We start from the raw sequence: 22,543 nt of genomic DNA, 5'->3' as shown, positions 1-22,543 counted from the left end.
GGCCGCTTCTTGAACGGCCGGTGTCTCCCCGGGCTGGGCGCTCGTGTTCGCCGTCTCCTGGGTGCTTGGGTGTGTTGAGCCGCTAATGGCAAAGACGATGCACCAGAGAACAACCCAGCCAATTACGGTTGCCCATTTGATTCTGGGCGCCCATGCGCGACGCCAAATCCAAACCAGCCCGGTAATTGGTAGGAGAAAAATAAACCCGACAACGACAAGCCAACGCGGCCAATATGATTTCGAAGGACTGGCCGCTGCCTGAGCCGGTTGGACCGGCAGTGGCACTGAAGCACTCATCGGATCGGGCGCGGGGGGCACGGCGGCTGAAGCCGAAGGCGGCGGAGGGGGTAAAGGAGCCTGGCTCGCCGAGACCCACTGTGTTCCGGTCCACCACCATTGCCCGTCACCCGAAAACTGCGGTGCTCTACCCTCGATCGCTTCTGTCAAGGTCCCCTCCCAACGGCACCACGGACTGCAAAAAAATTAGCGGGAGTATACGGGTGCAGATGCTGCTTAGCAGCGCTGTTATGCATATACACAGCTAATTAGCTGTGTGCAGGCTTCACCGGCCGGGGTGTGAGGCTAGATGCATTCCTGCCCGGCCTCAACCGCCAATTCGAGGCAGAGCTGCTGACATGCCGGACAGGTATTCCCCGGCGTCGAGAAATGCTGTCCGAATGGACGCTGGCTTGACTCGGTCACAGCCCGTCCGGGGAATGCTGCAATTGGTTTCGAACGTAGGGATTGAATCGTCAGACGTCGTAGGGAATCACTGACAATCGCAAATCCGAGGACGCCGATTAGGGCCAGGTTTTCGCCGACCCGGTCGCGCCTATCGCCATCGTCGCCGCCTCCTCCAGGGCGCCATCGTCCGCCTTCCCGACGCGGTTGACTGACCGTCTCGGCCTCCAGCGGCTCTTGGTGGGCACGCATGCATCCATAGCCTCCTCGCCGGGAGCACGCCTCGAGTTTCGATCAGCGGCTCGTAGCCTCCCGCGCCATTTACCACCACAGACTCGGCCTGCGCTTCGAGAGATGACAACGTGCCGATTCCCACGCTCGACCTGGCGGGCGCGAGAATCGGCGACCGGAGCCAGCTTGGCCATGGCATGGACCGTTCGTACCGAACATCGAACAGATGGTGGGCGACCCGGGACTCGAACCCGGATGAGTTGCCTCACACGCCCCTCAAACGTGCGCGTCTACCAGTTCCGCCAGCCGCCCGGCTGCAGCCGGTTGATTCTACCGAAGGAAGGGCGAAGCAGTGCCGGCGATGGTACCCGCTGCAAGACTCGAACTCGCAACCTCCTGATCCGAAGTCAGGCGCTCTATCCATTGAGCTAAGCGGGCGCAACGTCATCGTATTCATTCGGAGGGCGCCACGGGCCGGGCCAGCGCGGCCGTCACCAGGGCGAAAGGATCCAGCGCCTGCCGGCGATCCCCCGGAGTGACCCGGGGGGGACCTCAGTCCGAGCTAGCCCACGGCATAGCGCTGGTGGTTCAGTCCCCAGGCGGCGTAGCGCATCAAGCCGACCGCGCGGTAGCGGCGACGCCGCGGCACCGTGGTCCCCGCCTCGATCGCCTCGCGCAGGGCAGCCGGGGTCTTGCCGGGAAACTCGGTGAAGGCCCTGCCGACGGCGTCCACTATGTGGGCGTCCGAGCACCCGAGCTCCGCGGCCCCGAGTCCGAGACTCAACCGGTGCGCCAACTGGTTGAACACGTAGAAGCCGGGCGTAGCGTTCTCGACCTCGATCGCATCGAAATCGAGCTCGGCGGCCAGCCATCCGACGCCGTGGACCGGACCGCCGCGGACCTGCCGCTGCGTGCGCCAGAAAGGATGGGCGGCGATCGCCAGTCCGCCCTGATCGTGGATCGCGTGGACGGTCGCAGCCGCCGACATGCCCGGACGGATGCGGCGTTCGAGGAAGAGCGCAACGATGTGCCCGTCGCGGCTCGAGACCTCCTCGCCGATGATGACGTGGAGCCTGGCCCGTGCCGCCGCATGCTCACGAGCCCGCAGCGCGCCCTCGATCGTGTCGTGGTCGGTGACCGCGATCACGTCCAGCGCCGCACGCCGCGCCGCATGATCGACGAGCTCTTCGGGCGTCGGCCAGCCGTCGCTGGCGGTGGTGTGCATGTGGAGGTCGGCGCGACCCCAGGAAACCATAGGTGTGCATGCTACCCCCGGCAGGCTTACCATCGAACTTTCTGGTCCGTTCTCTACTCGATTAAGAAGCTGGAGGTGTCGGCCGTGGAAGGCTTGATGCAGGACTACGAGCTCTCTCTTCAGCACGTGCTATGGCGCGTGGAGCGTCTGCACCAGAAGAAAGAGATCGTGACCAAGCGCGCGGAGGGGGTGCACCGGACCACCAACGGGGAGATGGTGCGGCGCATCAACCGTCTCGCCGGAGCGCTCAAGCGGCTCGGCATCAAGCCTGGCGATCGGGTGGCGACACTGGCCTTCAACAACTACCGGCACCTCGAGCTGTATTACGCCGTCCCGTGCATGGGCGCCGTCCTGCACACGCTCAACCTCCGGCTCTTCCCGCAGCACCTCGAATTCGTCATCAATGACGCGGAGGACAAGGTCTTATTCATCGATCAACCCCTGATCCCCATCCTCAAGCCGCTGGCGGGGAAGATCCCGAGCATCAAGCAGATCGTGCTCATGAGCGATGGCAGCCCTCTTGCGAGCGACCACGGCCTGGGCGAGATGCTCGATTACGACACCCTGCTCAACGCCGAGAGCGACGACTATCCCTGGCCCAAGCTCTCGGAGCGCATGGCGGCGGCCATGTGCTACACGTCCGGCACCACCGGCAATCCGAAGGGCACCGTCTATTCACACCGCTCCCAGTTCATCCACACCATGGGCGTGCTCCAGGCCGACAACCTGGCCCTCACTGAAAAGGACGTGGTCCTCCCCATCGTCCCCATGTTCCACGCCAACAGCTGGGGCCTCCCTTACGCATGCGGCATGGCGGGCAGCAAAGTCCTGTTCCCCGACCGATTCATGGGCGACGCGAAGTCGATCGTCGAGCTCGCCGAGCAGGAGGGCGCGACCATCCTCGCCGGCGTGCCGACGATCTGGATCAACACCGCCGCCTATCTGAAGGAGACGGGCAAGCGCCTGCCCAAGGTCCATACCGTCATCTGCGGCGGCTCGGCGATCCCGCGCGCGCTCATGGAATCGATGGACGCGCTCGGGCTGCGCATGCTGCATGCCTGGGGCATGACCGAGACGTCACCGCTGGGGAGCGTCGCCCGGCCGCGCGCCGGAACCGAGCCGCGGGATGAGCTCAGCATCCGCCTGACCCAGGGCGTGGTCGTGCCGGGAGTCGAGATCCGGATCACCGACCCGGCGTCGGGCCAGGAGCTGCCCTGGGACGGGGTGGCGTTCGGTGAGATCCAGGTGCGGGGTCCGTGGATCGCGCGGGGCTACTACAACGGCTACGACCCGGACAAGCTGACCGAGGACGGCTGGTTCCGGACGGGTGACGTCGCCAGGATCACGCCCGAGGGATACATTCAGATCGTCGACCGCACCAAGGACGTGATCAAGTCCGGTGGCGAGTGGATCTCCTCGGTCGAGCTCGAGAACGCGATCATGGCGCACCCCAAGATCCTGGAGGCGGCGGTGATCGGGCTCGGCCACGCGAAATGGGACGAGCGCCCGGTGGCATATGCCGTGGCGAAGCCAGAATTCAAGGACCAGGTGACGCAGGAGGAGGTGGTCGACTTCCTCAAGGACAAGGTCGCGAAGTGGTGGCTGCCCGACGAGGTGCGGTTCATCGACGAGGTGCCCAAGACGTCCGTGGGCAAGTTCGACAAGAAAGTCCTGCGCGCCAATGCCGTCCCCTTGAAGGAGGGCGCCGCCCCAGCCGTCCATCGGTGATGGGCGCGCCGGCGGGCCTTGAGCCCGTCGCGCCCAGGATGCCTACGCCGGCCGAGGGCGCCGGCACCGTGCGGGGCGCGCGGTTTCGAGCCGGCGGCTGCCGGGGCGCGCAGGGACACGGCGTGGTTTGCGTTACCGGGATCGAATGTCCGATGACGTTTTCGCTACGGTTCAACGTCATCGAGGCGGCAGCCTTGCGGCGCCATGCGGTCGGCAGCGCGATCTCCGGGATCGCCGGCCGGCCGGACCTCCGGGCTGCCTTCCAACTCCCGCTCGGCGGGTCCGCGTAGCGAGCCGCCGCCAAGGCCGATCCCAGGCCTCGCCGCGGGCCGGTTTGCCACGCACCGTGCGGCATACTGACCGCCAACGGTCTGCAGGTTGAGTACCACACAACTCGGGCGATATCCAATCGAGGCCGAGCTCGGCCGCGGAGCTATGGGCGTCGTTTATCGCTCGACGCACCCGCGGCTGGACATCCCGGTCGCGATCAAAGTCCTCGCCGAGCAGTACTCGAGTGACCTGAACTTCCGGCAGCGCTTCCACCGCGAGGCCGCGACGGTCGCCGCACTGAACCATCCGGGCATCGTCCGCGTCTACGACTTCGACGAGGACGGCCCGGTGCTCTTCATCGTCATGGAATGGGTCGAAGGACGGTCGATGCGCTCGTGGCTCGACGAATACGGGCGCTTCAGCGTCGATGTCTCGGTCGACCTGGTGCAGCAGCTGCTGTCCGCGGTCGGCGTCGCGCACGACTACTCGATCGTGCATCGCGATCTGAAGCCCGACAACATACTCATCTCGAACCGGGGCAAGACCAAGATCCTCGACTTCGGCATCTCCAAGCTGGTCGACGACAAGGAAAGCCTCACGGCCACGGGCAGCATGGTCGGCACGCCCGCCTACATGGCTCCCGAGCAGGTCAAGGGCGAGGCCGTAGACGCGACGTCGGACATCTACTCGCTGGGCATGATCCTTTACGAGCTTCTGCATGGGGAACCGCCTTTCACCGGCGCCCTCCCCTCGGTGCTGCACGCGCAGGTGTTCGACCGGCCGCGCGCATCCACGGCCATCCCCTCGCCGATCATGGAGATCATCTGGAAGGCGACCGCCAAAGACCGCGCCCAGCGCTTCCAGACGTGCGAAGAATTCTCGGGCGCCTTCCACTACATGCCGAAGCCGGGAGTTGCGCAGCCGCCGGCGGAGGCGATCTCCAACGAGATCTCGGAGGTCGGCGAGGCCAAGGCCCCGCCGGCTCGGACGGACGGCCAGAAGCCGGCCGGCGTGTGCACGTACAGCGACTGCCAGGAGCGCCGCGGCTGGGCGTGCGCCTACAAGGACCTCACCGGCCGCGAGTGCAAGAGCTGGTGGTGCCGGCACCACATTCAGTTCATCGAACGCACGCCCTTCTGCCCCCGCCACGCCAGCGTCATCCGCGTCCTCGCGCCGACCGCGAACACCATCTTCGAGATCAAGAACAGGCCGGCCGTCGACGACCGCGCTCTGCCCCTGGCGGCCCTGGTGGCCGAGGACCTCGATAAGGACGTGACCGAGCTCGTGCGCCGCCGCTACCAGAACCGCAAGGACGTCACCCTCGCGCGCGACCGCACCGTCCGCCAGACCTGGTCCGGGCGCAATGACGTCGCCTGGGAACGGAGCTGGGCGGCGCTGAAGAGCCAGGGCTACCTGGTGCGCATCTCCGTGCGCGTCACCACCGACGAGCCTGACACGGTGCAGCTGCTGATCGGCAACACGGTCGTGTTCAAAGAAGTGCCCGACTGGATCAGCCGCCGCCGCGAGGGCGAACCGCCCGACCACGCCGACCGGGCGCGCTTCGGCAAGAAGCTGTTCGGCGCCATCCTCGAGCACGTCGACGAACCGCAGCCCGTGCCGTCGACCACGCCCGTCTCCAGCCAGGAGATGGAGCCACCGCCACCGCCGGAGATCAACCGGACGCTCATCGAGGGCATGATCCTTCGGCTCGCCTCGTCGGTCGCGCGAATCACCGGCTTCGAGGTCGCCGAGCAGCTGGCGCTGCCGTTCGCCGCCGTGGAGCCCATGCTCAAATCGCTGACCGGCTCAAACTTCCTCGACGCGCTCGGGCTGGCCCCGGAGCAGGGTCCGTGGCTGGGCCGGCCGCTGCCCGAGCGCATGGCTTATTCGTTGACCAGGCAGGGCCGCGCGCACAGCGACCAGATCGCCGCCGCCAGCACGCGCTACACGGGGCCGGCTCCCGTCTCGCTTCAGGAGTACAGGGCCGTGCTTGCCGAGGCGGCCAAACCCAGCACCCTGGACCTGGTCAAGGTCAGCCGGGCGCTCAGCGGCATCGAGCTTGCACCCGGCGTCTCCGAGGCGGTGCGAGCCGCCGTCAACTCGCGCTCCTCGATCTTCATCTATGGCGCCCCGGGCAACGGCAAGACCACCCTGGCGCGGCGCATTCCCGGCCTGCTCGGCGCGCCGATCGTCATCCCGATGGCGCTCGATATCGGCGGCGGCGAGGTCATGACGATCTTTGACAGCGCCGTGCACCGCCTGGAGCCGCACCAGCCGGTCGACCGGCGCTGGCGGCGCGTGGCACGCCCGCTGGTCCAGGTCGGCGGAGAGTTCCAGCTGGAGATGTTCGATCCGACGTGGGAGGAGGGTAGCCGGACGTATGGCGCCCCGCTGCAGCTCAAAGCCAACGGCGGCGTGCTGCTCATCGACGACCTCGGCCGCCAGCGGGTCTCGCCGAAGCAGATCCTCGACCGGCTCCTGGTGCCGCTCGAGCAGGACACCGACTACATGAACCTCGCTGCCAGCGGGCGCAAGGTCGAGGTGCCGTTCCGGGCACAGCTCGCGCTGTCGACGAACTTGAAGCCGGGCGAGTTGCTCGACGAGGCCTACCTGCGGCGGCTCGCCTACAAGGTGGCGATGCCGGACCCCTCCTGGGAGATGTGGTGCCGGATCTTCGAGCGGGAACGGGAGCGGCTGACCATCCCGCCCGACCCGGGCGCGCTCGAGATGATCTCCGCCCTGTACAGCGGCCGCCCCCGGCGCGGCAACCACCCACGCGACCTGCTCGAGCGATTGGTCGACGTGTCGTCGGCGCGCGGGGTGCCGCCCCAGCTCACCCCGGAGCTGGTCGAAGCCGCGTGGCACACCCTGTTCATCACCAGCTGAGCCGCTCAGGGTCGATCAGAAGCCTCGGTATACTTGCCGTCGCCTGGGGTGCGCCCGACGCGCGCCCGGCCCCGAAAAGCGGCGGTGGCGGAATGGCAGACGCGCTAGTTTCAGGAGCTAGTGTCCGCAAGGACGTGGAGGTTCAACTCCTCTCCGCCGCACCAAACGTGAGCTCTGATCTCAAGCTGAGCTCGCGCATCCCCAAGCGGCCACTGGAAGTCGAGTGGCAGCCTAGGCCTGGCTAAACTGGCCGCGGTGGACGCCGCCTCCTACGACCAGGTGCGCACGCTCTACCGCACCCTCCTCGTGTTCGCCACGGCCGGCGTCATCATCCTCACCATCGGCCTGGTCGAGTTCGTGCACTTCGAACCACCAGGTCAGTCGAGCGGCGCCAGGGCGCGCATCACGGGTGTCTATGAATACGACCCGGCCACCCGTCTGACATACGGGCCGGATCAGAGTGGGTTCGCCCGGACGCAGGATTTCGCCGCCGTGGTCGACTGGTCTTCACTGCCGCCCGGCATCACCGTCGACGCGCGGTGGTACGACACCTTCGGCGACATCGTCGGTCGAGTCGGTCCCAGCACTCCGGACAAGCTCGTGGACCAGACGGTCATCCCGGTCAGCGTGCCTCAGGGGTTCAAGCACAGCCTGCCCGGGCGCTACACCTTCGTCGTCGAGCGCTTCAACGGCGATGTGCCGGTCGAGGTCCTGGCGCGGCGATTCATCCTGGTGGAGCGATAGTGTCCCGCCCGGCCGCACATCGATGAGTAGCACCCTGACGACGCCTCCGGCGGCCAACCCCCACCCCCGGCTGCGCCCCGGCCGGTACGGCATCGCCGCGGGCATCGCCGCGCTCGTCGTGATCGCGCTGATCGCCAGCTCGGTCCTGAATTACGTCTACCTGGACACGATCCCCGGCCGCGCCTCCCTCTACGGCCTGCTCGCCGTCGGGTTGATCGCGCTCGGCACCTACTTCGGTGTGCGGGCCTTCAACCGCGATCGAGCGAGCCGGCGGAAGCATCTCATCCGCGCCGGCGTCCTCCTGGGTCTCGGCGTGCTGCTCTGGTTGCTCCTGATCGATGTCTTCGTCTTCACCCAATCGGCGGGGCCGGAGGTCGCGGCCGCGTGCGCGCTCGCGTGCATCCCGACCACCGGCTTCGGTCTGCTCGTCGTGCGCCGCATGGACCGCAACGAGAAGGAGCCGTGGCGCCTGGTCCTGGTCGCCGCCGCGTGGGGCGCCATCGTCGCCACGAGCCTTGTGATCTGGGGCGAGACGCTCTGGCAGGCTTCGGCGGCGCGAACGCTGGTGCCAGGTCCAGGGCTCGATGCCTCGACCGCCTTCTCGGCCGGCGTCATGGAGGAGCTGGCCAAGGGAGCCGCGGTGCTGCTGCTGTTCCTCGTCATGCGCGACGACTTCGACGACGTCGTCGACGGAATCGTCTACGGCGCCGCGGTGGGTCTCGGCTTCAACTTCATGGAGAGCATCACGTACATGACGAACCTCTACGCCATCTACTCGCCCGAAGGTCTGGGCGGGTTCGCCGCGGGCTTCCAGTGGTACGGCCGGCAGGTGCTGGGCCTCTTCTTCGGCCACGCGACCTACACCGCATTCATCGGCGCCGGCATCGGCATCGCGCGCCAGCTGCCCAACCCGCGGCAGAAGGTGTTCGCGATCGTGAGCGGATTCCTGGTCGCCGTCGCGGCCCACTTCTCATGGGACGCCTGGCTCACGTTCTTCCCGATCCAGAACTCGGTGTTCGGGCTGGTCGAGATCCACCTGCGGACGCTGATCATGACCGGACCGTTCACCGCCGCCGTGATCGCGCTCCTCCTCTTCGGGATCCACTACGAGGCGCAGAGCCTGGTCGACCAGTTCAAAAAGGAAGCGGCGAACGGTACCGGGACGATCCTCCCCGATGAGATCCCGATCCTCGCCAGCCCCTGGCGGCGGCTTCGCCACCGGCTGCGCGCCCTCAGCCACGGCGGCTTTCGCGCTTACCTGAAGCTCGCCCGCCTGCAGTCCGCCCAGCTCGACCTCGCGATGGAGCGCTGGCACCGCGAGCGGCAGGAGATCGATACGCCGCTCGAGGCGGAGGACGCGCTCCGCCGCCGGGTCATCGCCCAGCGCGGCTAGGCGTCTATGCGGGAAGCCGTCCCCAGAAGACGCGCGCGAGCCCGAGCGCAGCCAGCGTCGCGGCGGCCGCCCAGCTGATCGCCGACACCGCGGGGTCGCTGAAATCGGTGCCGCTCAGGACGGCGTGGAAGAAGATCAGCGCGAACGCGACATAGGCCAGGCGGTGCAGCCATTTCCAGGCCGGCTGGTTGATCTGGCGTTTGAGGAGCGCGGTCACGGTCACGACCAGCAGCACATCCACCGACAGGGCGCCCAGCCCGATGGCCAGCGTCCCGTAGCTCGAATGGAAGGGGACGAACAGGTCGATGAGGCCGATCCGCGCGGTCGTGTCGAGCAACAGGGATACGAGGTGCAGCCCCGCCAGCGGGATCCACAGGGCGGTGGTGTACTCGTGCAGCGAACGCAGCGCGCGGTTGCTGCCCAGCCAGTCGAGCACGGCGGACCGGAGCGCGATCCCCGTGACCACCACGATGGCTAGCGCCGCGTACGAGCCGAGGCCGGCGACTCGCGCCAGCACCCAGAAGAACTGATCGGCGGTCATCTCACCGCCTCCCTCAGCCACCACGCGAGGGCGTTGGCGGCGCAGTAGGTGGCCGCCAGCTCGGGTCCGAGCAAGAGCGCGGTCTTGGCCACGACCTCGGCTTCGAACCCGTCATCGGCGACCACAGACACCTCCTCGAGCCCGGTGCGTGCCGGCACGCCGCTGCGCGGGTCGATGAGGTGATGAAGGTCGCCCCAACGGCGGCGGCGGACGCTGCTGGTGGCGGCGCCCCGGTCCCGCAGCATCACCGTCACTCCGGCAAGCCCGACCGGCCAGCCATCGCCATGGGGTCCGGGCCCGCCCGCGCTGAGGTCGCCGCCGAGGTTGGCGAGGGCGTTCGGCCCCAGCTGCTCGCGCAGACGGTCCGCCATCCAGCCCTTGGCCACACCTCCCAGATCGACCCCTGACCCGGCTTTGATGAGGGCCTCACCCGGCCGCACGCTCAGCACTTCCGGCAGCGGCGGCAGGGGCGGCGCCGTGACAATTGGGACGCTCGGTGCTTGAGTGGTTGGACCCGCCGCTCCCATCCTTGGTTCGGTGGGCGGCCCGAGATCCAGCGACCGCGTGTAGCCGATGGCGAGCAACGACGGCAGGACGCCGACGTTGACCAGGCCGGCGCTCATCTCATAGGCGCGAAGCGACTCGCGGAGCAGCGCTTCCAGCTCCGGGCTGACCCCGGTCCAGCGGCCGGCCGCGGCATTGAGTCGCGAGAGCTCGCTGTCGGGCGAGAAGCGCGTGAGGCGGGCGCCCAGGCGCCGGACCCAGAACTCCCCCTCCAGCAGCCGGCCGCGCGTCAGCCCGACCGCGAAGAGGCTGCAGCTCGTGCCCATCGCCTCGAAGTGGTGCGCCTCGACCGCGCGGTTACGAGGCATACGTCGACGTCACCGGCTGGACGTCGCTCCGCTGCACCGAAGGTCCGACCGTCAGGGTGCCGGCCGGCGTGTTCACGCCGGCTCCGGGCCCGGCCGTGAGGACCGGCGGCTGCAGCGGCGCCGCCGGATTCTTCAGGTGGGCGCTCACGTACAGCGCCGAGAGCATGGTCGTCGCGACCGTCAGGACGGTCGCACCGACTTTGAGGACGAGAGCGCGCACGGTCAGACCGCGGCCACCGGCGCCTGCAGGAACGGCACGCGATCGTACGTCGCTCCGAGGACCTCGCCCGAATCGGCGCCCAGGTGGCCGCCCAGGATCTCCTGGTACACGGAGCGGAAGTCCACCGCGTACTTCAGGTTGCCGGTGGAGTCCAGGCTCGTCAGGCTGGGCGCGGCGCCATAGAGCCCGCCCTTGACCGGGTCGCCGATCAGGAGCAGCGGCGCGGCCGCGCCATGGTCGGTGCCGCCGCTCGCGTTTTCCTTCGGCCGCCGGCCGAACTCCGACCAGGTGGCGATGAGCACCTTGTCCGCCTTGCCGTGCGCCGCCAGGTCCTGGTAGAAAGCGCCAACCGCGGAGTCGAGATAGCCCATCAGGTCGTCGTGGCGGTTGAGCTCGGTGTAATGCGTGTCGAAACCTCCGAGCGTGACGTGCAGCAGCTTGACGCCGGTGCCGGTGACGATCAGCTCGGCCGCCAGCTGCAGCGCCGCCGCGAGCTGGTTCTTGGACGAGTACACGAGCTTGACCCTGTCCGAGTAGTCGGCCATCGGTTGATAGGCGGCCGCCGACGTCCGCAGGGTGGCCATCGTCTCGGTCGCGGTGGCGATGGCGGTGTCGAAAAGCGCGCCGTAGATGCCGGGCGTCCCTTGGTAGAGCGCGCCGACGGCCGCCTCCACCTCGCTGCCGCCGGTGAAGCCGAACGTCTTCTGGTTCTGGATCACGGTCATGGTCGCCTGCAGATCGCGCAAGGCCCCAGGGACGTCGGTGGCGCCGCACGCGCAGCCGGTGAGTGGGTGACCGTTGGAGTCGTAGGCGGTGGCAAGCGTGCGGCCGAGCCAGCCGTCGACCTGGCGGCGCGTCGGATCGCCCGTCTCCCAGATGCGAATGGACTCGAAGTGCGAGAAGGTCGGGTTCGGATAGCCGACGCCCTGCACGATGGCGACCTTGCCCTTGTCCCACAAACCCTTGATGCCGCCGAGGTTGTGATTGAGGCCGAACTCGTGGTCGAGCGGCAGGGCCTGGGAGACCATCGGCCCGGATAGCTTGGGGCGCAGGTCATGCAAAGTCGGGTCGGCGAGGGGAACGACGGTGCGCAGTCCATCGTTGCCGCCGGCGAGCTGGATCATGACCAGGACGTTGTCGTTGGTCATGCCCTCCCGCTTGGCGGCGTAGACCGCCCGCGCGAAAGCGTCGGGCACGGCGGCGTAGCCGGCGGCTAGGCCGGCAGCCCCGGCGCCGAAAACCAGGCCCGCCTTGAGAAAGTCGCGCCGCTTGAGCTGGTTGATGCCGATCTCTTGACTCATGTTGCGTGCACCTACTTGAGCTGAAATTCCGGGGAGGCCAGGAGGACGAACCAGCGCGCCCGGTCGTCGGCCGCCTGGTTGAACAGGCCTGCTGTCTGCGGGCTGAGGACGCCGTCGAGGTGGGTGCGCGGCGCACCCGAGGCAGAGGGCGGTGCGCCTTTGATCTGGCCCAGGGCGGCGGACACGAAGTTGACGCGCTCGACCACCGTGTTGGAAGAGATCCAGCTCTCGTTGTTGGGCCATCCGCTGACGTCCGGAGGGTCGAACAGCGCCTGGCCCATGCCCGAGCCGGCGGCTGCGACCAGCTTCGAAAGGCCGGTTGCACCCAGAGCCCTTGCCGAGTGGACCATGAACTCGGTCGGCGTTTTCACCAGGGTGCGGTAGCTCTGGGCCGCCGTGAACTGCGGGCTCGTGAAGAGCGCATGCATCAGGGTCTTCATGTCGTACTGGCTGCGGCGGAAGGCGTCGGCGAGGCCCTGGACATAGGCGGTGTCGGGCCGCGACGTGACGAAGTGCTGGGCCACTTTGGTGGCGATGAAGGTCGCCGTCGCCGGCTGCGCGAGGATGCGGTCGACGACCCCCTGCGCGTCCAGTGGACCGGTCCGGCCGAGATACGTGACGCTCCCTTTGTAGGCCCGCCTCGGGTTGAAGACGCCCGGTTTCTGGGTCGTGTAGACCGGCAATCGCCGGGTGACCTTGTTGGCGTTGTCCACGGTCACCGTCGAGTAGGAGTCGGGCTGCGGCAGCTGCCATCCGGCCAGCGCCTTGGCGCTCTGCCGCACGTCCTCTTCCGTGAAGTTGCCAGGCCCCATCGTGAAGAGCTCCATGAGCTCACGCGAGTAGTTCTCGTTGGGGCTCTGCCCGGTCGAGGTCGCGAGGTCGAGGTAGCGAAGCATCGCCGGGTCGGTGGTGACCCGTATGAGCATCGAGCGCAGGTTGGTCATCGACATGCGGCGCCACGTGAGGTTCTGCCAGTACATGAAGGTGCCGTCGGCGGTCTTGCGGTAATCGCTCGTGAAATGGCCGTGCCAGAAGAGCGTCATGCGCTCGGCAAAGGGCGTCGTCGTCATGAGCATGTGGTCGATCCACCACTGCTGCAGTTGAGCGACGGCGAACCGGCCGCCGGCGGTGCCCGCCGCGGCGAGAACGGGTGGCTCCGCGGGCTGGCTCTCGATCAGCCGGTCGACGGTCCTGCTGAAGCCGTCGGCCAGCGCGGCCTCGAGATCAGCCGCGGTGTAGCCGAAGCTGGTGCGGCGCAGCAGCTGCATGACGCGCGCTGACTCGGATCCAAGCGGTGAGATCCAGTCGGTGCCCGAGCCGGATCGCGACGTGGCAAGGTTCTGCATGGAACCGCCCAGCAGGCGGACGGCGCCGACGCCAACGCCGGTTGCCAGGGCGGCCGCCAGCGCCTGCCGGCGCGTGATCCCGCGGCGGGCCGGAACGGCTTTGGGGCTCACCTTGTCCGGGCTTTCCGCGAGGCTCATGGGCACCATTCAATCCGGGCGTTCCAGGCATGGCATCACCCGGATGTGAAGAATTCGTAAGGGCGCAGGTCATAGATGAATCCGGATGCGGCCAACGCCGCTCGCTGTCAGGATCGGACCGGGACTTACGAGGCCTGGTACGTGACGGTGGCCGAGCCGGCGCAGCGGCGCGGCTACTGGATCCGGTATTCGACTCTCAACCCGGCGCCCGGAGTCGATGCCCAGGCGCATTCAGCGCTGTGGGCGTTCAGCTTCGATCACGACGACCCCGGCGCCAACTGGGGAGCCAAGGTGGTCTTCCCGCTGCGGGCGCTGCGGGTTGAATCACGGCCGTTTGTGCTGCGACTCAACGGTGCGCTGATGATGCGGAATGGATGCTCGGGCCAGCTTCACAGCGAGCGCGGCAGTGCGCGCTGGGACCTGCGTTGGGACTCGCGCGAACCGCCCTTTCCATTTCTGCGCCCAGGCTGGCAGATGCTGTCGACCGTCGCCAACATCGGGGTGCAGCCGGCGCTGAGGATTTCGGGCACGATCGAGATCAACGGGCAGACGCACCACCTCGAGCACGCGCCCGGCGGTCAGCAGCACACGTGGGGCTCGAGCCATGCGCTGGAGTGGAATTGGGGCTTTGCCGCGGGCGACGACTTCTGGCTCGACGGCGCGACGTCGCGGGTGCGGTCGCGGTTGGGGCGCGTCCTCGTCGGGACGGCGGTTGGCGCCCACGCCCGAGACCACCGCTTCCTTTTCAACGGGCCGATCCGGGTGCTGCGGACACGCGGACCCATCTCGCCGGAGTCGTGGACGGCGCATGCCCGGCTCGGCGAACGGGAGCTCAGCGTGACCGTGAGGCCGAGGCGGGAAGACCTCATCGGTGTGACGTACACGGATCCTCGGGGCGGCACGCGATTCTGTTACCACACCGAGGTCGCCGACCTTTCGCTGCGGCTCACGCGCCACGACGAACCGCTGGTGCGGATCAGCCGGCCGGCAGCCGCTGCCTTCGAGTACGCGTCTGAGACCGCGGTGGCCGGGGTGCCCCTGTTGGCCTGATCAGGTGAGCTCGGCGGCGAGGCGCTGGGCGCTTCGCGCCGCCAGCGCCATGATCGTGATCTGCGGATTCACGTAGGTCGAGCCCGGCAGCACGCTCGCGTCCGCGATGACGAGCCCGGGTACGTCATGAGCGTGGCCGTGCTCGTCGACGACCGATGTCCGCGGGTCCTTGCCCATGCGGCACGTGCCCATCGGGTGATAGGCGGAGAGCTTCAGGTCGGCGGCGGTCCAGCGACCTTCGGTGACGGCGGTGAGCTCTGCCGCCTTGCGCACCGCGGGCATCCCCGGCAGCAGCGTGTGGACCTCTTCCGCTCCCGCGGCCAGGTAGATTTCCGCGGCGAGCCTGATGCCTTCGAGCGTCTTGCGCAGGTCGTTGCGGTGGAGGTCGTAGGTGATGAGGAGCCCGGCTCCGGGCGCCGAGCGCACGCGCCCGGTACCCGTGTCGGAGATGATCAGCCCGGCCGCGGCCGTCTGCTTGTAGCGCGCGAGCATGTCCTTGAGATCGGTTCCGTTACCGCTGATGCCGCCCGTGCTGTAGCCGACCCCAGGAGGCGGATACGTGGCCTCGACCAGGATGCCGTCACGCAGCCGCTCGTCAACGTAGTAACTCTGCATCACGCCCTTCCAGGCGTGCAGGTCGCGGTCGAAGACCCCCAGCACGCCGCAGCCAGGGTGGATGCGCAGGTTGCGGCCGACCTGGCCGCTCGAATTGGCCAGGCGCTGGTGCATGAGCATGACGGGCGTGTAAACGGCACCCGCGGCGAGAACCACGGACTTCGCCCGGACCTCGAAACGAGCATCACGCTGCACGGCGCCCGTCTCGGGGTCGAGGATCGATCCTTTCACCCCGACCGCTCGCCCATCCTCGATCACGATCCCGCCGACGCGGCAGCCGCTGATGATGCGGGCGCCGGCCTGGGCGGCAAGCGGGAGGTAGGTGACGTGCATGCCCAGCTTGGCGTCGAGCGGACAACCGAAGGCGCACACGCCGGAGCCATGGCAGCCGCGGGCGTTGCGGCGGATGGGGCCGCCGCTGTAGCCGAGCTCGCGGCGGCCCGCGTCCATCACTTCGCCGTTGGCGCCCATGATGTCGGCCCCGACGGGCGCGACGTGAAGGATCTTCTCGACCTCGTCGAACAGCGGCGCCATCTCCTCGCGGTCGATGCCCCACGCGTCGAGGACGAAATCGGGCGTGCGGAAGCACGTACCGGAGTTGATGAGCGTCGTGCCCCCCACTCCCCGGCCGATGGGAAGCGAGATCGTGGGCAGCCCGATGGTGAACGTGAGCCCGTTGCCGCGATAGAAGCGACGCAACCGCTCCGTTGTGGGGCCGCTGAAGTCGCGGCGGTCGAAGTGCTCGCCCTCCTCGAGCACGATCACCCTGAGGCCGGCTTCAGCCAGGTGCCTGGCCGCCACCGCGCCGCCCGCGCCGCTGCCGACGACGACGACGTCCGCGGTGTCGTAGAAACCGCGCTCCGGCTCCTCCACCGCGAGTTGCACGATGCCGGGATCGCTCTCGACCTTCTTGAAGGGCTGGGCGTCGTGGCCGATGAGCGGCTTGATGCGATCGTCCGAGCAGAAGAACATGAGGACCAGCGCCCTCAGCGCGACCAGGGTCTCGCGACGCTGACGGATGCGCGAGGTCTCACAGCCGAGGACGTAAGCCTCGCGCGCGGGAGCCGGCAGCTGCCGGAAGGGCCGGAGATGGTGGCTCGCGATCGAAGAGAGGTTGAAGGCGGTCAGCATGAGATCGACCGTGCGGCGGGTGCCGGGTGAGCAGCGGTCGAGGTAGGCGTCGATCTGCCCGGCGACGTTGATATCGGCCGCGCCCGGCTTCAGAGCGCCGCCCACAGGCAGGATCGCGTCCGCCAGCGCGGCCAGGGTCGATCGTCTCGCGGACGTCAAGGGCATGCCGTGCGATTATGGCTGCGCCATGGCGACGGCACGACTCCGGCTCCTGCTGCGCGTGTGGGCGGTGGTCTTCGCGCTGGGCGCGATCGACTTCCTCGTCTTTCCCTACGTGACCGTGCGCGTCCTGAACACCGGCGCGCGAGCGTTGGGCATGCACGAGGTGGTGGCGCTCAACGCCGGCCAGGATTTCTGGCTGACGCTGGCCGCGCCCTACATGGTCCTGGTGGCGGCGTTCTCGTGGGTCGCACAGCGAGGCGTGAAGATCGCGGCCCAGCCGGTGCAGTTTCTGATGCTGGCCAAGGCATCGAGCTCCCTGACTTCGCTGGTGCTCTTCGTGTCCGGCGGCTTTCCCTATGCCTTCCTGGCCAATTTCGCCGTCGACGGGGCGATCCTGTTGATCACGTTCTGGTTTTACCGCGCCGCACGCCTGGAGCTCGTCCACCCGGCCTGACACTTCAGAGGTCGCGCCGGGTTTTGTGCCCTTAACCGGCAGGGTGGTATTCGACCTGGGCCGAACCTAGGCTGCTGGAGTACGGTGAGTCGGGTTGGGGGAGGGGCCCGAACGGGAAGGGAGGGCCCGCGAAGTGGGGCCGTGCCTGGTCGCAGGGGAGATGCTAGGCGAACCTCGCTCCTGCTAGGATTCGAAGCCGAATGCCTAGCTATCGGCTGGGGCAGGCCGCCAAGATGCTCGGGGTCGGCGCCGACACCGTCCGGCGCATGGTCGATGACGGCCGGCTGCTCGCGGTCCGCAGCTCAGGCGGCCAGCGGCTGATCGACGGCGCTTCCCTCGCTCGAGTCGCCAAGCCCAAGCGCGCCCAGGCGCCCGAGGTCTTCGTCGCCCAATCGGCTCGCAATCGCTTTCCCGGCATCGTGACCCGCGTCATCAAGGACAAGGTCGCGGCCCAGGTCGAGATCCAGGCCGGGCCCCACCGCCTGGTCTCCCTCCTCACCCGCGAAGCGGTCGACGAGCTCGACCTCAAGCCGGGGATGCCGGCCGTCGCAGTCGTGAAGTCGACCAACGTCGGCGTGGAGCTGCCCGGTGCTTAAGGGGCTGATCGCACTGCTCGCCTGCACGTTGACGGTCGCGTGTGGCGGCGGCGAGACCGGCGGCTGCAAGCAGGCCGCTTGCGGCGTGACACCTTCGCCGTCCACCCTGACGGTCTTCGCCGCCTCATCCCTGCAACCCGCTTTCGACAAGATCGCCAGGCAGCTCCAGGCGCAGCAGAACATCACGACCACGTTCAACTACGCGGGCTCGCAGACCCTCACCGCTCAGCTGGCGCAGGGAGCGCAGGCGGACGTGTTCGCCTCCGCCGACGTGATGCACATGGCCACGGTCGATTCGAGCGGACTGATCTCGGGCTCGTCGCACGTCTTCGCCCATAACCGGCTTGAGATCGCGGTCGAGCGCGGCAACCCCAAGGGCATCCACAGCCTCGCCGACCTCGCCCGCCCAGGCCTGGTCGTGGTGCTGGCGGATCCTTCCGTCCCGGCCGGCAAATACGCGCAGCAGGCGTTGGCCAGGGGGCACGTCACGGTTCATCCCGCCAGCCTCGAGCCCCAGGTCACGGGGGTGCTGAGCAAGGTCGCACTGGGTGAAGCCGATGCGGGGATCGTGTACGTCAGCGACATCGCCACCAGCGGCCAGGTCGACGGGATTTCGATCCCGGACGGCCAGAACGTGATCGCCGACTATCCGATCGCGGTCCTCAAGTCGGCCTCCAACCCCTCGGGCGCCAACGCGTTCCTCGGCTTCGTCCTGTCGGCCGGCGGCCAGGCGATCCTGAAAGCGGCCGGCTTCGAAGGAGTGTGAACTCCACCCGGGTACCGGCGCCCCTCAAGCTGCTGGCGGCGCTGGGACTCCTTCTCTTCGTCCTCCCCCTCGCCGGCCTGATCGTCCGCGCTCCCTGGAACCAGGCGATCAGCGCGATCAGCGCCCCCCAGACGCTCACCGCGCTGGGCCTCTCGCTTTTCTGCTCGCTTGCCGCCACCGCGGTCGCCATGCTGCTCGGCATCCCCCTTGCCCTCGTCCTGGCCAGGACGCACGGCACCCTGCGCAACCTCCTTCGCGCCCTCACGACGCTGCCGATGGTCCTTCCCCCCGTGGTCGGAGGGGTCGCCCTGCTGCTCGCCTTCGGGCGCCGCGGCCTGGTCGGCTCTCTTCTCTACGCGGGGTTCGGCATCCAGATCCCCTTCACGACCGCCGCCGCCGTCATCGCGGAGACCTTCGTCGCCATGCCCTTCCTCGTCATCGCGGTCGAAGCCGGCCTGCGCTCTCTCGACCAGCGCTACGAGGAAGCGGCGCGCGCGCTCGGCGCAGGGGGCTGGATGGTGTTCGCTCGCGTCACGCTCCCGCTGCTGCGGCCGGCGATCTTCTCCGGCGCGGTGCTCTGCTGGGCGCGGGCGCTCGGCGAGTTCGGCGCCACGATCACCTTCGCGGGCAATCTCCCGGGGCGGACGCAGACGATGCCGATCGCCGTCTACGTCGCGCTCGAGACGCATCCCGAGAGCGCGATCGTCTTGAGCCTCATCCTCCTAACCGTCTCGCTGGCGATCCTGGTCGGCATGCGGGAGCGCTGGCTGGGCGCGCTGTGAGCACGGTAGGGGCGCCAACGGCGCGCCTTCAAAGCCTGTCCGCGCGCCTGCGCGTCAAGCGCGCGGGTTTTGCCCTCGACGTGGACCTCGCCGTGGCGGCGGGCGAAACGGTCGCCGTCCTGGGACCCAATGGCGCCGGCAAGACGACGCTTCTGCGCGCGCTCGCCGGATTGATACCGGTGGAAGGTCGCGTCGAGCTCGGCGGCGAGGTCCTCGAGGATTCCGCGACGAACGTGCACGTGCCCACCGAGCGGCGTCGCGTCGGGCTCGTATTCCAAGACCACGTCCTCTTCCCTCACCTGACGGTGCTCGACAACGTCGCGTTCGGGCTGCGTGCGCAAGGCCGGCATGACGCGGCCGCGGTCGCGCGCACCTGGCTGAACCGAGCCGGGCTCGGCGACAGAGCGGGCTCGATGCCACGCTCACTCTCCGGCGGCCAGGCGCAACGCGTCGCCCTCCTGCGGACGCTGGCGACCGAGCCCGGGCTGCTCCTGCTGGACGAACCGCTGTCCGCGCTCGACGTCACCGTGCGCGCCGAGGTCCGTCGCGAGCTTTCGCTGCAGCTCGCCGCCTTCAATGGCGTGCGGCTGCTGGTGACGCACGATCCGCTGGAGGCGATCGCCCTCGCCGACCGGCTGGTGGTGCTCGAGGCCGGCCGCATCGTTCAGAGCGGAGCTCCGGGCGAGGTCACCGCGCGCCCGAGGTCGCGCTTCGTCGCCGACCTTGCCGGGGTCAACCTGCTTCGCGGCCATGCCCACGGCGACCACATCGAATTGACGGGAGGAGGCTTGTTGACGGCGCCCGAGGCGGGCGAGGGCGACGTCTTCGCCGTCATCCATCCCCGCGCGGTGGCCCTCTACCCGTCGCGGCCCGAGGGCACTCCCCGCAACGTCTGGCGCGGCCGCGCCGAGGAGATCGACCTTCACGGCGATCGCGTCAGGGTGCGCGTCAGCGGGCCCGTGTCACTGGTGGCGGAGGTGACGCCCGCCGCGGTGCGCGAGCTCAGGCTCGAGACCGGCGCCGAGACGTGGGTGGCGGTCAAAGCCACCGAAATCTCCGTCTACCCGGCGTAGCGCGGCGGCCGCTGCCACTGGCGGCGCCTCCGCAACCGCCCAGGTTTAACTTGTCCGTTGCTGGGTAATCTTGTAACAGCATGGGCGAGCATGCGACCGTGATGCCAACCGAGCGCGACGCGCTCGACGCCTACTCGACCACCGTCACCGCGGTCGCGGAACGCGTCCTCCCGTCCGTCGCCAGCCTTCGCATCGGCCGGCCTGGGCGCCCCGGTGGCGGCGCCGGCTCGGGTGTGGCCATCACCCCCGACGGTTTCCTGGTGACCTCGGCGCACGTCGTCGCCCAGGCCGGGTCCGCGAGCGCATCCTTCCTCGACGGCACCGAGTACGACGTCGACGTGGTCGGCGCCGACCCGCTGTCGGACCTCGCCGTGGCGCGCGCCCGCGCGGCGACGCTCGCGCCGGTGCGCATCGGCAACGCCGACCACCTGCGCGTCGGTCAGCTGGTCGTCGCCATCGGCAACCCCATGGGATTTTCCGGGTCCGTCACGTCGGGGGTCGTCAGCGGGTTAGGCCGCTCGCTGGCGACCGCCGACGGCAACGGGCATCGCCGCTTCATCGAGGACGTCATCCAGACCGACGCGGCGCTGAATCCCGGCAACTCCGGAGGCGCACTCGCCGATTGGCAGGCGCAGCTGATCGGGGTCAACACCGCCGTCGCCGGGATGGGGTTGGGCTTGGCGGTGCCGATGAACGCCACGACGCAGGCGATCCTCTCCGCTTTGATGCGCAACGGACGCGTGCGCCGGGCCTATTTGGGAATCGCGGGAGGAACGCGCGCGCTGAGTCCGGCCGCCGGGCAGCGTGTGGGACGCAAGGCCGGGGTCGAGGTGCAGGAAGTCGTGAGCGGCAGCCCCGCGTCGCAGGCGGCGTTGCACAGCGGCGACATCATCGTCTCCGTCGGCGACACCCCCGTCGCCAAGGCGGGTGACCTGCAGCGGTTGATGGTCGAAGCGCGCATCGGGTCGAAGCTGGCGCTGACGATCGTGCGCGCCGACAACCTGGTCACATTGGAAGTCGTGCCGGTGGAGCTCACCTAGGGCCCTGGCCGCCGGTTTGGTACGTTAAGCAACGCCAACAGGCCATTTTTGAGGGAAAGAGATGAAGCTATTGCGCTTGGTTTGCTGTCTGGTGGTGGGCATCGTGGTCGCGGCCTGTGGCTCGACTGGCGGTGGTGGCGGAGGCGGCAACTCTTACTCGGGCAAGGTGATCAAGCTCGGGGCCATCCTCTCCATCAGCGGCCCGGGGGGCGTCTACGGACCTATGAGCCGGGACGGGATGAATCTCGCGGTCAAACAGATCAATGCGGCCGGCGGTGTCAACGGCGCCACCATCCAGCTGAAGGTCGACGACGACGCCTCCTTGAAGGCCCAGTCGGCCCAGCTGGCGCAGACCGCCATCCAGCAGGACCAGGACCTCGCCCTGCTCGGCCCCACGCTCTCCAATTCCGCCGTCGGCGTGCACCCGCTGGCCGAGAGCTTGAAGACCCCGATCCTGGCGGTCAGCACCACCGGCATCCACATCGTCCCCGACTGCAACTTCCCGGATACGACCGCGTGCAAGTACGTGTTCCGTGACAGCCTGGGCGAGCAGACCGCGATCCCGGACAACATCAAGTCCTACGTCGACGACTCTCACCCCAAGACGGGCGTGCTGCTGGTTGCCCAGGACGACAAGTTCTCGAGTGACGGCGGCAAGATCGTCCAGGACAACGTCGCCTCGAACGGCATCAACCTCCTGGCGACGATCAAGTTCAACAAAGGCGAGCCCGACCTCTCGCCCTACGTGACGCAGGCTGTACAGCTCAAGCCGGACGTGATCTTCATCACCTCCTTGGGCGCCATCCCCGCCAAGATCATGACCGAGGCCCGCAAGCAGGGCTGGCAAGGCCAGTTCCTGGGCGGGAACGGTTTCAACACCGCGACCGTCTCGAAGCAGGCTGGGGACGCCGGCAAGGGCGCGCGCAGCGCCAGCGCCTGGTACATCGGCAACACGTTTCCGTCCAACGCGGACTTCGTGAACGCGTTCAAAGCCGAGTACAACAAGGACCCGGACCAGTTCGCCGCCCAGGGCTACACCGGAATCAAGATCATCGCCGACGCCGCCAAGCGCGCCAACCTGACGTTCACCGACGTCGCCGGTGACCGCGACAGGCTCCGCGCCGCGATGGAGACGGTCAACATCCAGACCCCGCTCGGGCCCTTCCAGTTCACCGCCGCCCACGATGTCAGGCAGACCGTATGGGTGATCGGCATGGATGGCAGCGGCGGCTTCACCCTCGTCCACGAGATCAAGCCGAGTTAGCGCG

20 protein-coding genes and 3 tRNA genes are annotated in these 22,543 nt (G+C 68.3%); 14 read left to right on the top strand and 9 right to left on the bottom strand.

The window, feature by feature from the left end:
- Positions 1-1,139: 1,139 nt before the first annotated feature.
- The 3 genes from EPN29_00320 to EPN29_00310 all read right to left on the bottom strand — a co-directional run bounded on the left by EPN29_00320 (position 1,140) and on the right by EPN29_00310 (position 2,200).
- Positions 1,140-1,224 (bottom strand) — tRNA-Leu (locus EPN29_00320).
- A 50-nt stretch (positions 1,225-1,274) separates the two neighbouring features.
- Positions 1,275-1,350 (bottom strand) — tRNA-Arg (locus tag EPN29_00315).
- Between the two features lie 124 nt (positions 1,351-1,474).
- Positions 1,475-2,200: a PHP domain-containing protein gene (locus EPN29_00310; GenBank protein TAN35103.1), complete on the bottom strand. Its 726-nt coding sequence runs from the start codon at positions 2,198-2,200 to the stop codon at positions 1,475-1,477.
- Positions 2,201-2,251: 51 nt separating this feature from the next.
- Between EPN29_00310 and EPN29_00305 the strand changes: the two genes are divergently transcribed.
- From EPN29_00305 to EPN29_00280, 6 genes are all read left to right on the top strand, one after another.
- Complete coding sequence (locus tag EPN29_00305; protein ID TAN35147.1) at positions 2,252-3,895, top strand: fatty-acid--CoA ligase; 1,644 nt, start codon at positions 2,252-2,254, stop codon at positions 3,893-3,895.
- 38 nt (positions 3,896-3,933) lie between these two features.
- Positions 3,934-4,185 carry a hypothetical protein gene (locus EPN29_00300; protein ID TAN35102.1) on the top strand — a complete coding sequence of 84 codons (252 nt, stop codon included), beginning with the start codon at positions 3,934-3,936 and terminating at the stop codon, positions 4,183-4,185.
- 145 nt (positions 4,186-4,330) lie between these two features.
- A complete protein-coding gene (locus EPN29_00295; GenBank protein ID TAN35101.1) occupies positions 4,331-7,051 on the top strand; it encodes a hypothetical protein in 2,721 nt (906 codons plus the stop codon).
- 78 nt (positions 7,052-7,129) lie between these two features.
- Positions 7,130-7,215, top strand: a tRNA-Leu gene (locus tag EPN29_00290).
- Positions 7,216-7,306: 91 nt separating this feature from the next.
- On the top strand, positions 7,307-7,795 hold the full coding sequence (locus EPN29_00285; GenBank protein ID TAN35100.1) for a hypothetical protein: 489 nt from the start codon (positions 7,307-7,309) through the stop codon (positions 7,793-7,795).
- Positions 7,746-9,188, top strand: a complete 1,443-nt coding sequence (locus EPN29_00280; GenBank protein TAN35099.1) for a PrsW family intramembrane metalloprotease — start codon at positions 7,746-7,748, stop codon at positions 9,186-9,188. The genes EPN29_00285 and EPN29_00280 overlap by 50 nt, the downstream gene beginning before the upstream one ends.
- Before the next feature lie 4 nt (positions 9,189-9,192).
- Here EPN29_00280 and EPN29_00275 read toward each other — a convergent pair whose 3' ends face one another.
- Genes EPN29_00275 through EPN29_00255 form a run of 5 tightly spaced genes read right to left on the bottom strand, consistent with a single transcriptional unit; the run spans position 9,193 to position 13,615 of the window.
- Positions 9,193-9,729, bottom strand: a complete 537-nt coding sequence (locus EPN29_00275) for a hypothetical protein (GenBank protein TAN35098.1) — start codon at positions 9,727-9,729, stop codon at positions 9,193-9,195.
- Positions 9,726-10,601 carry an FAD:protein FMN transferase gene (locus tag EPN29_00270; GenBank protein TAN35097.1) on the bottom strand — a complete coding sequence of 292 codons (876 nt, stop codon included), beginning with the start codon at positions 10,599-10,601 and terminating at the stop codon, positions 9,726-9,728. The genes EPN29_00275 and EPN29_00270 overlap by 4 nt, the downstream gene beginning before the upstream one ends.
- Complete coding sequence (locus EPN29_00265; protein TAN35096.1) at positions 10,591-10,821, bottom strand: hypothetical protein; 231 nt, start codon at positions 10,819-10,821, stop codon at positions 10,591-10,593. Before EPN29_00265 ends, EPN29_00270 begins: the two co-directional genes overlap by 11 nt.
- A 2-nt stretch (positions 10,822-10,823) precedes the next feature.
- Positions 10,824-12,122, bottom strand: coding sequence for a DUF1501 domain-containing protein (locus EPN29_00260; protein ID TAN35095.1), 1,299 nt, complete (start codon positions 12,120-12,122; stop codon positions 10,824-10,826).
- Between the two features lie 11 nt (positions 12,123-12,133).
- The gene (locus tag EPN29_00255; protein TAN35094.1) at positions 12,134-13,615 is read right to left on the bottom strand and encodes a DUF1800 domain-containing protein; all 1,482 of its coding nucleotides are present in this window, start codon (positions 13,613-13,615) and stop codon (positions 12,134-12,136) included.
- A gap of 66 nt (positions 13,616-13,681) precedes the next feature.
- Between EPN29_00255 and EPN29_00250 the strand changes: the two genes are divergently transcribed.
- A complete protein-coding gene (locus EPN29_00250) occupies positions 13,682-14,656 on the top strand; it encodes a hypothetical protein (protein TAN35093.1) in 975 nt (324 codons plus the stop codon).
- On the opposite strand, the gene EPN29_00245 is transcribed toward EPN29_00250, so the two are convergent.
- Positions 14,657-16,567, bottom strand: a complete 1,911-nt coding sequence (locus tag EPN29_00245; protein TAN35092.1) for an FAD-binding protein — start codon at positions 16,565-16,567, stop codon at positions 14,657-14,659. It lies immediately after the preceding gene.
- A 22-nt stretch (positions 16,568-16,589) separates the two neighbouring features.
- Here EPN29_00245 and EPN29_00240 point away from each other — a divergent pair, with 22 nt between their 5' ends.
- The 7 genes from EPN29_00240 to EPN29_00210 all read left to right on the top strand — a co-directional run bounded on the left by EPN29_00240 (position 16,590) and on the right by EPN29_00210 (position 22,539).
- Positions 16,590-17,018: a hypothetical protein gene (locus EPN29_00240; GenBank protein ID TAN35091.1), complete on the top strand. Its 429-nt coding sequence runs from the start codon at positions 16,590-16,592 to the stop codon at positions 17,016-17,018.
- 200 nt (positions 17,019-17,218) lie between these two features.
- On the top strand, positions 17,219-17,614 hold the full coding sequence (locus tag EPN29_00235; GenBank protein TAN35090.1) for a helix-turn-helix domain-containing protein: 396 nt from the start codon (positions 17,219-17,221) through the stop codon (positions 17,612-17,614).
- The gene (gene modA, locus EPN29_00230) at positions 17,607-18,380 is read left to right on the top strand and encodes a molybdate ABC transporter substrate-binding protein (protein TAN35089.1); all 774 of its coding nucleotides are present in this window, start codon (positions 17,607-17,609) and stop codon (positions 18,378-18,380) included. The genes EPN29_00235 and modA overlap by 8 nt, the downstream gene beginning before the upstream one ends.
- Positions 18,377-19,162, top strand: coding sequence for a molybdate ABC transporter permease subunit (gene modB, locus EPN29_00225; GenBank protein ID TAN35088.1), 786 nt, complete (start codon positions 18,377-18,379; stop codon positions 19,160-19,162). Before modA ends, modB begins: the two co-directional genes overlap by 4 nt.
- Positions 19,159-20,235: an ABC transporter ATP-binding protein gene (locus tag EPN29_00220; protein ID TAN35087.1), complete on the top strand. Its 1,077-nt coding sequence runs from the start codon at positions 19,159-19,161 to the stop codon at positions 20,233-20,235. The genes modB and EPN29_00220 overlap by 4 nt, the downstream gene beginning before the upstream one ends.
- Before the next feature lie 80 nt (positions 20,236-20,315).
- Positions 20,316-21,275, top strand: a complete 960-nt coding sequence (locus tag EPN29_00215; protein TAN35086.1) for a PDZ domain-containing protein — start codon at positions 20,316-20,318, stop codon at positions 21,273-21,275.
- 61 nt (positions 21,276-21,336) lie between these two features.
- The gene (locus EPN29_00210; protein TAN35085.1) at positions 21,337-22,539 is read left to right on the top strand and encodes a hypothetical protein; all 1,203 of its coding nucleotides are present in this window, start codon (positions 21,337-21,339) and stop codon (positions 22,537-22,539) included.
- Positions 22,540-22,543: the final 4 nt, after the last annotated feature.

This window comes from bacterium (assembly GCA_004299235.1).
In the GTDB taxonomy this organism is placed as follows: Bacteria; Chloroflexota; Dormibacteria; order Dormibacterales; family Dormibacteraceae; genus SCQL01.
The sequence above is the reverse complement of the archived record's forward strand: the minus strand, read 5'-3'. Positions and strand labels throughout refer to the sequence as shown.

What these genes read in the sequence shown, in the direction of transcription:
- EPN29_00280 (TAN35099.1), top strand. Translation starts at nt 7,746, where the DNA reads ATGTGCCGGTCGAGGTCCTGGCGCGGCGATTCATCCTGGTGGAGCGAT.
- EPN29_00275 (TAN35098.1), bottom strand. Translation starts at nt 9,729, where the DNA reads ATGACCGCCGATCAGTTCTTCTGGGTGCTGGCGCGAGTCGCCGGCCTC.
- EPN29_00310 (TAN35103.1), bottom strand. Translation starts at nt 2,200, where the DNA reads ATGGTAAGCCTGCCGGGGGTAGCATGCACACCTATGGTTTCCTGGGGT.
- EPN29_00250 (TAN35093.1), top strand. Translation starts at nt 13,682, where the DNA reads ATGAATCCGGATGCGGCCAACGCCGCTCGCTGTCAGGATCGGACCGGG.
- EPN29_00245 (TAN35092.1), bottom strand. Translation starts at nt 16,567, where the DNA reads ATGCCCTTGACGTCCGCGAGACGATCGACCCTGGCCGCGCTGGCGGAC.
- EPN29_00210 (TAN35085.1), top strand. Translation starts at nt 21,337, where the DNA reads ATGAAGCTATTGCGCTTGGTTTGCTGTCTGGTGGTGGGCATCGTGGTC.
- EPN29_00300 (TAN35102.1), top strand. Translation starts at nt 3,934, where the DNA reads ATGCCTACGCCGGCCGAGGGCGCCGGCACCGTGCGGGGCGCGCGGTTT.
- EPN29_00295 (TAN35101.1), top strand. Translation starts at nt 4,331, where the DNA reads ATGGGCGTCGTTTATCGCTCGACGCACCCGCGGCTGGACATCCCGGTC.
- EPN29_00255 (TAN35094.1), bottom strand. Translation starts at nt 13,615, where the DNA reads ATGGTGCCCATGAGCCTCGCGGAAAGCCCGGACAAGGTGAGCCCCAAA.
- EPN29_00235 (TAN35090.1), top strand. Translation starts at nt 17,219, where the DNA reads ATGCCTAGCTATCGGCTGGGGCAGGCCGCCAAGATGCTCGGGGTCGGC.
- EPN29_00260 (TAN35095.1), bottom strand. Translation starts at nt 12,122, where the DNA reads ATGAGTCAAGAGATCGGCATCAACCAGCTCAAGCGGCGCGACTTTCTC.
- EPN29_00270 (TAN35097.1), bottom strand. Translation starts at nt 10,601, where the DNA reads ATGCCTCGTAACCGCGCGGTCGAGGCGCACCACTTCGAGGCGATGGGC.
- EPN29_00240 (TAN35091.1), top strand. Translation starts at nt 16,590, where the DNA reads ATGGCGACGGCACGACTCCGGCTCCTGCTGCGCGTGTGGGCGGTGGTC.
- EPN29_00215 (TAN35086.1), top strand. Translation starts at nt 20,316, where the DNA reads ATGGGCGAGCATGCGACCGTGATGCCAACCGAGCGCGACGCGCTCGAC.